We start from the raw sequence: 13,232 nt of genomic DNA on the forward strand, positions 1-13,232 counted from the left end.
ATGAAGCAAGGGCAGCATTACCCCAACGTAGCGCATGGTACGCCGGGGCATGTCTTTAAGGTGATATTACAGCAGCTGCGCCAGGCGGTTGAGATCTGACTGAATGGCTCCGGCAGTCACATCGCGCCCCGCCCCCGGCCCGCGGATCACCAGCGGATTATCACGATACCAGCGGCTTTCAATGGCGAAGACGTTATCACACGGCAGCAGCGCGGCCAGTGGATGATCGGCGCGTACCGCTTCCACGCCGACCCGCGCTTTTCCATTCGCATCGAAGCGTGCAACGTAACGCAGAACCAGCCCCATTTCCTGTGCAGCTTCAAAGCGTTGCAGCATCTGGTCGTTAAGCGCATCGCCATTGTCGAAGAAATGATCCACGGAACCCGTCTGGCAATCCACCGGCACAAGGGACTCAACGCGTACCTGATCCGGTTCGATATCATAACCGGCTTCGCGGGCGAGGATCACCAGCTTGCGCATCACGTCCTGCCCGGAGAGATCGACACGCGGGTCCGGTTCGGTTAACCCCTGCTGCCAGGCCTGATCGACCAGCTCGGTAAACGGCACCGTACCGTCGAACTGTAAGAACAGCCATGACAGCGTGCCGGAGAAAATACCGCTAATTGACAGAATGCTGTCGCCGCTTTCACGCAGATCGCGCACCGTATGGTTTACCGGTAATCCGGCCCCGACGGTAGCGTTATACAGCCAGTGCCCCCCGGTTTTGGCGAAAGCATCGCGGATCTGGCGATAGCTGTCGCTGGTTGAGGCTCCTGCCACTTTATTCGCACCGATGACGTGGAAACCGTAGCTGGCGAAGTCCAGATACTGCCCGGCCAGGATTTCACTGGCGGTGACGTCCAGCACCACCAGATCGTCAAACGGGTGCGCGCGCATCCACAAGAACAGCGACTCCTCATCCTGTAATACCGCTTCATCTTCGAAGAAGGCCATTGCCCGGCTGGCGTCCAGCCCTTGGTAGCTCAGCAGGCTGCGGCGACTGTCCACCACCCCCGCCAGAATATACTCAAACCCGGTACGGGCGGAAATCGTTTCCTGCTCGCGGGCAAACAGCTCCAGCCAGCGTGAACCGATATTGCCTTTGCCAAACAGCACCAGGCCGATCTGCTTTTCTGCGCGGAACAGCGTCTGATGCAGTCCGCGAATAAGATGCTCGGTTGGCCCGACGCGCAGCACCGCCACCAGGCTGATGCCGTCCTGCGACTGCCAGATAAACTCAACCGGCTGGTCTTTCATCTGCTGCCAGAAGCGGTGGCTGTGCAGCGGATTACGGCAAACGCCCGCCCCGACCATCGCCACCAGCGCCATGCTCTCGCGCAGCTGTAAGCGCCCCGGAAGAGCGGCATCCTGTAACAGGGTTAGCGCGCTGTTTACCACTTCCGAGGTGTAACAAAGCTGAAGCAGATTACGGTCGGGATGGATGCCGGTTGCCAGCGGACGCACCTGGGCGCGCTGCAGCAGCTGGTCAATCTCTTTATGCAGACTGGCAAAGTCATGCTGCGCCGGCACCTGGAACTCAATCAGACAGACATCATCATGGCTGGTCACGATGCGCGCGCCGGTGCCCGAGGCCAGTACGCGCTCAATGCGCGTCGACCCCTGCTCCGGCTGGTAGCTACAGCGCAGTTGAAGATCGATGTCGCTCCCGGAGACCGGCTGCAGGGTGCGGCTATGCAGCACCGGAGCCGCCAGACGCGCCAGCTCGCTGGCTTCATCCAGCCGCAGCAGCGGCAGCAGGCAGGCATCTTTTACCTTGCGCGGGTCAGCGCTGTATACACCGGCAACGTCACTCCAGATGGTCACGCGTGTTACGCCCGCCAGCGCGCCGATTTGCGTTGCCGAATAGTCACTGCCGTTACGCCCCAGTAACACCGTCTCACCGGCATCATTGCCACAGATAAAGCCTGTTACCACCATGCGCTGTGACGGATACTGCGCCATCAGCTGTTGCAGCAGCGGCAATGATTTTACTTCATCCACCTGCGGCTGAACCGCACGCTCGGCGCGTAAGAAATCGCGAGCATCCAGGCAAGCCGCTTCGATATCGCGCAGCGTCAGTACCGCTGACATCAGGCGCGCCGACCAGATTTCGCCGTGCCCTACCACCTCGGCGTAGATGGCATCGGTCATAACGCCATCCAGCAACGCCGCGAGTTTTTCAAGGTCAGAAATCAATTCAGCAATCAGCGTGGCGGCAACGTCCGGCGGTAGCAGGCTGCTAATCAGGTCACTCTGGTAACGCCGCAGCGCCTGTTGCACCTGATGGGCAGACAGCCGATCGCTCTGGCTCAGTTTGAGCCAGCTGATCAGCTGGTTGGTGGTACTGCCCGCTGCCGATACCACCATCAAATCGCCCGGCTGACTGTATTCCGCCATGATCCCGGCAACGCGCTGGTAGCATTTGGCATCAGCCAGGCTGCTGCCACCAAATTTGTGCAACTGCCGTGAACTGCCCGCCTTCGCTACTGCTGAATAACTCATGCTCACCTCTTGGCCGCAACCTGAAACGCATTATCCAGATCGGCGATTAAATCTTCATGATCTTCAATTCCCACCGAAATCCGCAGTAACGTTTCGGCAATGCCCGCCGCGGCGCGTGCTGCGGCCGACATGCCGGCATGCGTCATGGTGGCGGTATGGGAAATCAGGCTTTCCACGCCGCCCAGCGATTCCGCCAGAGTGAATAATTGCAGCGCTTTGAGAAAACGGCGCAGCGTTGCCTCGTCACCATCCAGCTCAAAACTCAGCATTGCGCCAAAGCCTTTTTGTTGAGTAAGTGCAAACTGATGCCCGGCGTTCTCCGGCAGCGAAGGATGATACAACTTTTTCACCAGCGGTTGTTGCTTCAGGTAATCGACAATCGCCAGTGCATTACGTTGTGCTGCGGCCATACGCGGAGACAGTGTGCGCAGCCCACGCAGCAGCAGGTAGCTGTCAAACGCCGCACCGGTTACGCCGATATTGTTAGCCCACCAGGCAAGCTCGGTAACATGCTGCGGGTCTTTGGCAATCACCGCCCCGGCCACCACATCGGAGTGACCGTTGAGATATTTCGTGCAGGAGTGAATAACCAGGTCAGCACCCAGCGCCAGCGGGTTTTGCAATGCCGGGCTAAGGAAGGTGTTATCCACAACGCTGATCGCGCCAGCCGCCGCCGCCGCCTGACAGATGCTGGCAATATCAACCACGCGCAGCAGCGGGTTGCTCGGGCTTTCAATCAGGACCAGCTTCGGTTTCTGCGCCAGCGCGGCCTGTAACGCAGCTTCGTCGCCCTGGTCGACAAATTCCACGCGATAAGCACCGCGCTTACTCAGGCTATCAAAAAGGCGGTAGCTGCCACCGTAACAGTCGTGCGGCGCGACCAGCAGGTCGCCCGGCTGCAGAAACACCGTGCACACCAGATGAATCGCTGACATCCCGGTGTTAGTCATGACCGCCCCGGATCCCCCCTCCAGCTCCGCCAGAGCACGCTGCACCACATCACGTGTCGGGTTGCCCCGGCGAGAGTAGTCATGAACGCGCGGCTGATTGAATTCGGTGAAGTTATAGGTGCTGGACAGGTGAATAGGGGGGACAACGCAGCCATACTGCTCGTCATCATTCAAACCGCTACGTACTGCAATGGTTGCCTGTTTACGCGTCATGGTGCATCAGTTCCTGCTGGAGAATAGAGAAAGCGTATAGAGTAAACAGCCGGAAGATAGACGTCAATACATCTGGACTTCTAAATGTCTTTGCGTATAGATTGAGCAGAAACGCAATAACCGTTAGAATTATGCCAATATAGCCCGGAAAAAGTGGTGCCATCCCGATGTGACAGCCACTGACTTCGGGCATAATTCACCAAATTTCGGCATTTCTCATTATACATATGACTAAGGTATCTCATGGCTGAATGGAACGGCGAATATATCAGCCCTTACGCCGAACACGGCAAGAAGAGCGAGCAGGTAAAAAAAATTACGGTATCCATTCCGTTGAAAGTACTGAAAATTCTGACCGACGAGCGCACCCGCCGCCAGGTGAATAACCTGCGTCATGCCACCAACAGCGAACTGTTGTGCGAAGCATTTCTGCATGCGTTCACCGGTCAACCCCTGCCGGACGATGTCGATCTGCGCAAAGAGCGCAGTGACGAAATCCCCGAAGAGGCAAAAGCGATCATGCGGGCTATGGGCGTCGATCCCGACAGCTGGGAATACTGAGCACGCACAAACCGGTTATCAGGTCGGGCAGCTGTTGTCATAGCAGGTGCCCACCCTGTCCTCGTTTCTTCATTGCCTGTCGGATGGCCACTACGCCTGCAACGGTCCGGTTATCCGCGCGGCCATTTAGCCGGGTCAGTCATAAATGAGAAATCAGAGACGAAGTTAGCTCTAATTCACCGCTTTTTTTACAAATTCGTTCAAAGGTTTACCTGTATACTGATATTTAACACATGCTATCAAGATAACAAATATGTTCACAATAACAGCCGGAACGTTATGGCCCATTGCAATAATGGCTCAGGCTAATTTGGCATGAAGCAGATGCGTAATATACAAAGTTTAAGATCAATCACCCAGAAAAATCGCCCAGCTTAACAGCTTTTTCCCAACGGGGGAGGTAGAATTGACCAGCCTGATATTGGTCACAAAGAAAAGAATGAAGTTGAGATAAACACCTGGTTTACATGACCAGCATCCGTCGTGCCGGTAAGAATAAAAATCATCAAAATTGAAAAGATGATACTAATGGCAGAAAATAAACTGAATTCGAATGTATCTCTGAAGCAGTAAACTATCATCCCCTACGAAAATGACAGACAATTAAAATCTGAACGAATATCCGGCTCATAAACCCATCCTCCCTTATCAGTATGAAAGTCATACCCCGCCATATAAGAGAGAAAGAAGTCATGGTTAAGATCGGCGGTATTCGCTTTATTTTTGTGACAAAATAAACGCTGTAAATAGCAAACTGTAGAATTACACCTCAGAAACGAGGTACCCCGATGCCATTGAAATAACAGAAAAATATGTTTTCGCCAACAAGGGCACAAGGTATCAGTATATATCCATCCTGCTAAATCGCGCGGTAACAATCAACTCTGAATAATATATTCCCGTAAAAAATATATCAATGCGGTTATTATCGTCCGCAAAACTCGCTAATGAAGAATGTGAAATATGAGATAATGCGTAGTGGAAAAAGGAAGGGGTTGCAAACACATGTTCAAGGAAAACGATGAATGAAGCAAGCCCCCTTAAAACCTGTAAATAACTCTTTCTCACAATCGCTTGTCTTAAGCTATATCTGCGGACTGAGGTTTTTTTTAGATACTGTTATATATCTTTATCACAAATAATCGAATTCTTGTTATTTTCTGACATCCGACAGGTCATGCGGGGCAAATTTGTGTCTTTTATCCAGGTTTTATCGATTGCTCCGGGAAGCGTCATGCCTCTGCAGCAACCGACATTTCTGACATCGTGTAAAATTCCCCCGGTCAGGCACACAGCATCGCCGCCATTGACTGAATAAACGCCATAAAAAAACCCAGCCGAAGCCGGGTTTTCTTGCATCCGAAACGGTAAACGTTTCTGGCGGATTGCTTATTTGCTGCCTGGGATGCTGAAACGCTTGTTGAAGCGATCCACACGACCACCGCTGGCAACGTCACGCTGCTTACCGGTATAGAACGGGTGGCAGTTGCCGCACACGTCCAGGTTCAGGTCATGACCCACGGTAGAGCGGGTTTTGATTTCGTTACCGCAAGAACATTTAGCAGTAACTTCAGCGTAATTTGGGTGAATACCTTTTCTCATGGGAAAACCTCAGTTAAGGCCGTGTCGCTCTCCCGCGCCAGGAATACTCCTGCACCGGCACCACACGAAGATTAATATTTAGGTGAAGTAGATACCAAAATGCCGTACCAACGGCGGCGGACTATACAGAAAATAACCATCCGCTGCAATCGAATCCGCACATTTCCGGTGACACAGTGTACACTAACTCGCTCTGTTTTTCACCCGGATGAATCCATGCCCGTTGTTCAGGTCGCGCTACCCGTTCCGCTAGCCCGCAACTTCGATTATCTGTTGCCCCCCCATCTCTGCCATGCGGTGATCGGCGGCCGCGTTAGCGTACCTTTTGGTCAACGCCGGGCGATTGGCGTGGTGGTGGCCATCGGCGAACACAGCGATTTTCCGCCCGACCAGTTGAAAAGCGTGCATGAAGTACTGGATACCTGCTCACTGTATCCCCCTTCCCTTTGGCGCATCTTGCAATGGGCGGCAGACTACTATCACTTTCCGTTAGGGGAAGTCCTATTTCATGCCATGCCGTTACTGCTACGACAGGGAAAGGCGGCCGAAGAGGCACCTCTGTGGCAGTGGCTGATAACGGAAGAAGGACGTGCCACCGCATCAGAAAGCCTGAAACGCGCCCCGAAGCAGCAACAGGCGCTGGCGGCGTTGCGTAACCGGGTGCTTTATCGCCACGAAGTCAGACAGCACGGCATCACCGAGGCCACGCTCCGGACGCTGTGCGCTAAGGGGCTGTGTGAACTTAAGGCGCAGCCGCGCGCGCAACAAGACTGGCGCGAAAACTATGCGGTAAATGGTGAACGTCTGCGGCTGAACACGGAACAGGCCACCGCCGTGGGTGCCATCCGCTGCACCGACGACCAGTTTTCTGCCTGGCTGCTGGCCGGCATCACCGGTTCTGGAAAAACGGAAGTTTATCTTAGCGTGCTGGAAAATATCCTCGCCGGCGGCAAGCAGGCACTGGTACTGGTGCCGGAAATCGGTCTGACGCCACAAACTATCGCCCGTTTCAGCCAGCGTTTCAATGCCCCGGTGGATGTCCTGCATTCCGGGTTAAATGACAGCGAACGTCTCGCCGTATGGCTGCGCGCGCGCAGCGGTGAAACGGCGATCGTGATTGGCACCCGTTCTGCACTGTTTACCCCCTTTGCCCGCCTGGGCGTGATCGTTATTGATGAAGAGCACGACAGTTCTTACAAGCAGCAGGAGGGCTGGCGTTATCACGCGCGCGATCTGGCGGTGTTCCGCGCACGTCAGGAAAATATCCCCATCGTCATGGGGTCAGCCACCCCGGCGCTGGAAACGTTGCACAACGTTCAGTTAGGTAAATATCGCCAGCTTAACCTGAGCAAACGAGCCGGTAATGCCACCAAAGCGACACAGCTGCTGGTCGACCTGAAAGGCGTTAAGCTGCAGGGCGGCCTGTCGCCGATGCTGGTCAAAAAAATTGGCCAGCATCTGAAAGCCGATAACCAGATACTGCTGTTTCTCAACCGTCGTGGGTTCTCTCCCACCTTGCTGTGCCACGAATGTGGCTGGATTGCCGAATGTCAGCGCTGCGACCGCTATTACACGCTCCATCAGCATCAGCGGCAGCTACGCTGCCACCACTGCGACAGCCAGCGACCGGTCCCGCATCAGTGCCCGCAGTGCGGATCCACCCATCTGGTGCCGGTCGGGCTGGGAACAGAACAGCTGGAACAGCATCTCGGAGAACTGTTTCCCGGCACCCCGCTAACGCGTATCGACCGTGACACCACCAGCCGCAAGGGGGCGCTGGAGCGTCAGTTGGCGGAAGTGCATCGCGGCGGCGCACGACTTCTTGTCGGTACGCAGATGCTGGCGAAAGGACACCACTTCCCGGATGTTACGCTGGTATCGTTACTGGATGTGGACGGAGCGCTGTTTTCCGCTGACTTCCGCTCCGCTGAACGCTTTGCTCAACTGTATACTCAGGTCGCCGGGCGCGCCGGGCGCGCGGGTAAACAAGGGGAAGTCCTGCTGCAAACCCACCATCCCGAACATCCGCTACTGCAAACGTTGTTGCATCAGGGCTATGATGCGTTTGCCAGCCAGGCATTGAACGAACGTAACAACGTATTTTTGCCACCGTTCACCAGCCATGCTCTGTTTCGCGCGGAAGATCATGACAACCAGCAGGCCAGCCTGTTTCTGCAACAGCTACGCAACCTGCTTGAGGCCAGTCCCCTTAACGATCAATCTTTCTGGGTGATGGGGCCAGTACCGGCATTACAGGCCAAGCGCAGCGGGCGTTATCGCTGGCAGTTACTGTTACAGCATCCTTCCCGCGCGTTACTTCAGCGTTTAATTAAAGGCAGCCTGCCGTTAATTGGCTCGTTGCCGCAGGCGCGCAAGGTCAAATGGACACTGGATATCGACCCGACGGAGAGTTAACGGGGGCACCGTTTGCATGCAAAATTGCGTAGCGCATCGAAAAAAGTCGCACAAGTCACAACTTTTATGCAAATTAAGTAACAACGTGCCGCAATATTTGTTAACAATGCAGGCCTGTCAGCTCAGGGACGATGCCTGAATCACTTTAAATTTTCATCGTTATAAGTTGGTCAGGTCAGCTGCTCAAGCTGGCGTGAGGAGGGAAACGTTGAAGCACTATCAAGATACCACCGTGGCGACCATGAAGGACGTGGCGAACAAAGCAGGCGTATCCACGGCAACGGTTTCCCGCGCCCTGATGAATCCGGAAAAGGTGTCCGCTGCCACGCGCAGCAAAGTTGAACAGGCGGTTATTGCCGTTGGTTACTCTGCTCATTCCATCGCGCGTAACGCCAGACGTGGTGAATCACGCACCATATTGGTGATTGTCCCGGATATCTGTGACCCTTTTTTCAGTGAAATCATTCGTGGCATCGAGGTTGTCGCTGCGGGGCACGGTTATCTGGTGCTGATCGGCGATTGCGCGCACCAGAACCAGCAGGATAAATCGTTCCTGAATATGATGCTGACGCGCCAGACAGACGGCGTGGTGCTGCTGGGGTCGCTAATACCGTTTGATATCAGCATGGAGGATCCGCGTATTTTGCCGCCGATGGTGATGGCCAATGAGTTTGCCCCGCAGCGGGAAATACCGACGGTGCATATCGACAACCTGACGGCGGCTTTTGAAGCAGTCAGCCATCTACAGAAGCTCGGCCACCGGCGTATAGCCTGTATTTGTGGGCCGGAGGAGATGCCGCTGTGTCAATATCGCCTGCAGGGCTATATTCAGGCATTGCGGCGTCACGGCGTCACCGTGGATCCGCAATACATTGTGCGCGGTGACTTCACTTTCGACGCTGGCTCACAGGCAATGAAACAGCTGATGAGGCTACCACAACCCCCCGACGCCCTGTTCTGCCACAGCGATATTATCGCTCTGGGAGCCATGTCACAGGCGAAAAGTATGGGGCTGCGCGTGCCACAGGCCCTGTCGCTGATCGGGTTCGATGATATAGAGCTGTCACGCTATAGCGATCCACAGTTAACGACCGTGGCCCAGCCGCGATTCAACATCGGCCGCGAAGCGATGCTACTCTTGCTTGAGCAGCTACAGGGAAAAACCGTCAGCAACGGCTCAAGATTGCTGGATTTCGAGTTAAAAATCCGTGGTAGTACTGCGCCTTCACTGCGCGATTGTGACTGATTTTTCCGCAGTGACGGGTTTCCCTCATTTCGGAGGGTAAATCAGTGCATTCTTAGCAAGATCGTCGCTGGTCAAACTTCCGCCCCTTGAGTAACATGGCGGACCATCGCCGGGCAACCTGCACCATTTTTCACCCGGCCCTACTTTCATAGAATATTAGCGGAACGATAGTGGCACAAAAAGATTATGTAAGCCGCGGGCGGGCGACAGGGACGCGTGGTAAAAAAGCCAGCAGTCGCAGCAAAAAACGCAGCAGCGGATCGGGCGTATCGAAAATCATGATAGTGCTGGCCGTGGCCGTTCTGATCACCTTCGTCGGTGGCCTGTGGTTTATTGCGCATCATAAAAAAGAACAGGCGCCGACGATGGCGGACCATAAGGCAGCCGGCAACGGGCTGCCACCCAAGCCGGAAGAACGCTGGCGCTATATAAAAGAACTGGAGAATCGCCAGATTGGCGTCCCAACGCCAACGGAGCCGACCTCAGGCGGTGAGGCGCATTCGCAGGCGCAGCTCACCGATGAGCAGCGACAGCTGCTGGATCAGATGCAGGCGGATATGCGCCAGCAGCCAACCCAACTCAACGAAGTGCCGTGGAACGAACAAACCCCGGTGCAGCGCCAGCAAACCCTGCAACGCCAGCAGCAGAACCAGTTACAGCAGCAGTCGCGCATGCCCGCGCAGCTCATTCCGTCGTCACGCACGCCGATTCCTTCTCCCCATTCCGTTACCATTACGCCGGCAACACGTGAGCCGGTTCGTCAGGCAAAACCGGAAGCAGCCTTACAGCCAAAAGCTGAAAACAAACCGAAAGAAGCGGAAAAACAGGCCGCCCAACGCTGGGTTGTGCAATGTGGTTCGTTTAAAGGCACTGAACAGGCTGAGTCCATCCGCGCCCAGCTGGCATTTGAAGGATTCGAAAGCCGCATCGCTACCGGAGGTGGCTGGAACCGCGTGGTTATCGGCCCGTATAACGGGCGCAACACGGCGGACAATACCCTGAAACGCCTGCATGGTTCCGGCCACTCAAATTGCATTCCCGTTGCCGCCGGGGGTTGAAACCCCTCAAATTCGCCCCATATCTGGTTACATCAGTGCCCTGCGCGAATGAGCAGGGCCGTTTTTTTGACTGTAACAAGGGGGCTGCCCGTGACAACAATAGTAAGCGTACGACGTAACGGCCAGGTAGTCATTGGCGGCGATGGCCAGGCTACCCTGGGGAATACGGTAATGAAAGGCAACGTTAAAAAGGTGCGTCGCCTCTACAATGACAAAGTCATTGCTGGATTTGCTGGCGGTACGGCAGATGCTTTTACCCTGTTTGAACTTTTTGAACGAAAACTGGAAATGCATCAGGGCCACCTGGTCAAAGCGGCGGTGGAACTGGCGAAAGACTGGCGTACCGATCGTATGCTGCGCAAGCTGGAAGCCCTGCTGGCCGTGGCGGACGAAAACGCCTCACTGATCATCACCGGCAACGGTGACGTGATCCAGCCGGAAAACGACTTAATTGCCATCGGTTCGGGCGGTCCATACGCTCAGGCAGCAGCGCGTGCGCTACTGGAAAATACCGATATTGGCGCGCGCGACATTGTGGAGAAAGCGCTGGGTATTGCAGGTGATATCTGCATTTACACCAACCATAACCTCACCATCGAAGAATTACCGTCCAAAGCGTAAGGATCCTAATTTATGTCTGCTATGACTCCGCGCGAGATTGTCAGCGAACTGAACAGATTTATCATCGGCCAGGATGGCGCCAAACGTGCGGTGGCGATCGCCCTGCGCAACCGCTGGCGCCGCATGCAGCTGGACGAAGAATTACGTCATGAAGTGACGCCAAAAAACATTCTGATGATTGGGCCAACCGGCGTGGGTAAAACTGAAATTGCCCGCCGTCTGGCCAAGCTGGCGAATGCGCCGTTTATCAAAGTGGAAGCGACCAAGTTTACCGAAGTGGGCTATGTGGGGAAGGAAGTGGACTCAATTATCCGCGATCTGACCGATTCTGCGATCAAAATGGTGCGTTCACAGGCAATTGAGAAGAACCGCTACCGCGCCGAGGAAATGGCAGAAGAGCGCGTTCTTGATGTGCTGGTGCCGCCAGCGAAAAATAACTGGGGCCAGAACGAAGCAGCAGCAGAGCCATCCGCCGCACGCCAGGCATTCCGCAAAAAACTGCGTGAAGGTCAGCTTGATGACAAAGAGATCGAAATAGACCTGGCGGCGATGTCCGGCGGGGTCGAAATCATGGCGCCGCCGGGCATGGAAGAGATGACCAGCCAGCTGCAGTCAATGTTTCAGAACATCGGCGGTCAGAAACAGAAACCCCGCAAGCTGAAAATCAAAGAAGCCATGAAGCTGCTGGTGGAAGAGGAAGCGGCCAAGCTGGTCAACCCGGAGGAGCTGAAGCAGGAAGCCATCGAAGCGGTCGAACAGCACGGCATTGTGTTTATCGATGAGATCGATAAGGTGTGTAAACGCGGCGAATCCTCCGGCCCGGACGTCTCACGCGAAGGCGTGCAGCGCGATCTGCTGCCGCTGGTGGAAGGCTGTACCGTATCAACCAAACACGGCATGGTGAAAACTGACCATATTCTGTTTATTGCTTCCGGTGCATTCCAGGTGGCCAGCCCGTCAGATTTGATCCCGGAGCTACAGGGCCGCTTGCCTATTCGCGTAGAGCTACAGGCATTAACTACTAATGATTTCGAGCGCATTCTGACCGAGCCGAGCGCCTCTATCACCGTGCAGTACAAAGCGCTGATGAACACCGAAGGGGTGGATATCAACTTTACCGCGGATGGGGTCAGCAAAATCGCCGCCGCCGCCTGGCAGGTGAATGAAACCGCAGAGAATATCGGCGCCCGTCGCCTGCATACCGTGCTTGAGCGTCTGATGGAGGAGATCTCCTATGATGCCAGCGACCTTAACGGTCAGTCGATCACTATTGATGCCGAGTACGTCAGCAAGCATCTGGACGAACTGGTCGCCGACGAAGACCTCAGCCGCTTTATTCTTTAACTCTTACTCCAACCCGGCTTTACCGCCGGGTTTCTGTTTTCCACGCCGCATTGCGACTCGCTTCTTGAATTGAAAGAATTCTTTATGCCCACGCATCAATGTTTAAAATTGATGATTTTGCCAACAGCCATCTTTAAGCGATATACTTAAGCATCCTGTGGCAAACAGACGATAACCTTATGAAATACGATACGTCAGAACTGTGCGACATCTATCACGAAGATGTGAACGTCGTTGAACCGCTCTTTTCAAACTTTGGTGGGCGCACCTCGTTTGGCGGGCAAATCATCACGGTAAAATGTTTCGAGGACAACGGTCTGCTTTACGATTTGCTGGAGGAAAACGGTCGTGGCCGCATCCTGCTGGTTGATGGCGGGGGGTCGGTGCGGCGCGCGCTGGTTGATGCAGCTCTCGCCAGGCTGGCGCTGCAGAACGAGTGGGAAGGCATCGTCGTTTATGGTTCGGTGCGCCAGGTTGATGACCTGGAAGAGCTGGATATTGGCATTCAGGCGATTGCCGCTATTCCGGCCGGAGCCGCCGGTGAAGGCATTGGTGAAAGCGATGTGCGGGTGAATTTCGGCGGCGTGACCTTCTTTTCGGGCGACCACCTGTATGCTGACGACACCGGTATGATCCTGTCTGAAGTCCCGCTTGATATTGAATAACCCAACCGAATAGCAAAACGGGTGCCTCACGGCACCCGTTCTCAGCTTTCGCTCT

The 13,232-nt window shown here is 54.9% G+C and carries 10 protein-coding genes; 7 read left to right on the plus strand and 3 right to left on the minus strand.

The features are described 5' to 3' along the window. Positions 1-66 precede the first annotated feature (66 nt). Both JGC47_RS16460 and metB read right to left on the minus strand, forming a co-directional pair. A complete protein-coding gene (locus JGC47_RS16460) occupies positions 67-2,502 on the minus strand; it encodes a bifunctional aspartate kinase/homoserine dehydrogenase II (protein WP_004154871.1) in 2,436 nt (811 codons plus the stop codon). Between the two features lie 2 nt (positions 2,503-2,504). After that, positions 2,505-3,665 (minus strand): cystathionine gamma-synthase, encoded by a 1,161-nt coding sequence (metB, locus tag JGC47_RS16465; RefSeq protein WP_004154870.1) that lies wholly within the window; start codon positions 3,663-3,665, stop codon positions 2,505-2,507. A gap of 243 nt (positions 3,666-3,908) precedes the next feature. On the opposite strand from metB, the gene metJ reads away from it, so the two are divergent. Continuing rightward, positions 3,909-4,226, plus strand: coding sequence for a met regulon transcriptional regulator MetJ (gene metJ, locus JGC47_RS16470; protein WP_004154869.1), 318 nt, complete (start codon positions 3,909-3,911; stop codon positions 4,224-4,226). A 1,389-nt stretch (positions 4,227-5,615) separates the two neighbouring features. Here metJ and rpmE read toward each other — a convergent pair. Then, entirely contained in the window at positions 5,616-5,828 is a 213-nt protein-coding gene (gene rpmE, locus JGC47_RS16475) for a 50S ribosomal protein L31 (protein ID WP_004154867.1), read from the minus strand. A gap of 216 nt (positions 5,829-6,044) precedes the next feature. On the opposite strand from rpmE, the gene priA reads away from it, so the two are divergent. The 6 genes from priA (at position 6,045) to rraA (ending at position 13,177) form a co-directional block, all read left to right on the plus strand. Further along, positions 6,045-8,243: a primosomal protein N' gene (gene priA / locus JGC47_RS16480; protein ID WP_013035755.1), complete on the plus strand. Its 2,199-nt coding sequence runs from the start codon at positions 6,045-6,047 to the stop codon at positions 8,241-8,243. A gap of 208 nt (positions 8,244-8,451) precedes the next feature. Then, positions 8,452-9,489 carry a DNA-binding transcriptional regulator CytR gene (cytR, locus tag JGC47_RS16485; protein ID WP_004163735.1) on the plus strand — a complete coding sequence of 346 codons (1,038 nt, stop codon included), beginning with the start codon at positions 8,452-8,454 and terminating at the stop codon, positions 9,487-9,489. Between the two features lie 170 nt (positions 9,490-9,659). Further along, the gene (gene ftsN, locus JGC47_RS16490; RefSeq protein ID WP_004154864.1) at positions 9,660-10,547 is read left to right on the plus strand and encodes a cell division protein FtsN; all 888 of its coding nucleotides are present in this window, start codon (positions 9,660-9,662) and stop codon (positions 10,545-10,547) included. A 90-nt stretch (positions 10,548-10,637) separates the two neighbouring features. Further along, complete coding sequence (gene hslV, locus JGC47_RS16495; protein ID WP_004154863.1) at positions 10,638-11,168, plus strand: ATP-dependent protease subunit HslV; 531 nt, start codon at positions 10,638-10,640, stop codon at positions 11,166-11,168. Positions 11,169-11,180: 12 nt separating this feature from the next. Beyond that, positions 11,181-12,512: an HslU--HslV peptidase ATPase subunit gene (gene hslU / locus JGC47_RS16500; protein ID WP_004154862.1), complete on the plus strand. Its 1,332-nt coding sequence runs from the start codon at positions 11,181-11,183 to the stop codon at positions 12,510-12,512. Between the two features lie 179 nt (positions 12,513-12,691). Further along, positions 12,692-13,177, plus strand: coding sequence for a ribonuclease E activity regulator RraA (rraA, locus tag JGC47_RS16505; protein WP_004154861.1), 486 nt, complete (start codon positions 12,692-12,694; stop codon positions 13,175-13,177). The last annotated feature ends 55 nt before the right edge of the window (positions 13,178-13,232 follow it).

This window comes from Erwinia amylovora (assembly GCF_017161565.1).
Classification (GTDB): Bacteria; Pseudomonadota; Gammaproteobacteria; order Enterobacterales; family Enterobacteriaceae; genus Erwinia; species Erwinia amylovora.

Coding starts and splice junctions, on each gene's coding strand:
- JGC47_RS16460 (WP_004154871.1), bottom strand. CDS start 2,502: ATGAGTTATTCAGCAGTAGCGAAGGCGGGCAGTTCACGGCAGTTGCAC.
- metB (WP_004154870.1), bottom strand. CDS start 3,665: ATGACGCGTAAACAGGCAACCATTGCAGTACGTAGCGGTTTGAATGAT.
- metJ (WP_004154869.1), top strand. CDS start 3,909: ATGGCTGAATGGAACGGCGAATATATCAGCCCTTACGCCGAACACGGC.
- rpmE (WP_004154867.1), bottom strand. CDS start 5,828: ATGAGAAAAGGTATTCACCCAAATTACGCTGAAGTTACTGCTAAATGT.
- priA (WP_013035755.1), top strand. CDS start 6,045: ATGCCCGTTGTTCAGGTCGCGCTACCCGTTCCGCTAGCCCGCAACTTC.
- hslU (WP_004154862.1), top strand. CDS start 11,181: ATGTCTGCTATGACTCCGCGCGAGATTGTCAGCGAACTGAACAGATTT.
- rraA (WP_004154861.1), top strand. CDS start 12,692: ATGAAATACGATACGTCAGAACTGTGCGACATCTATCACGAAGATGTG.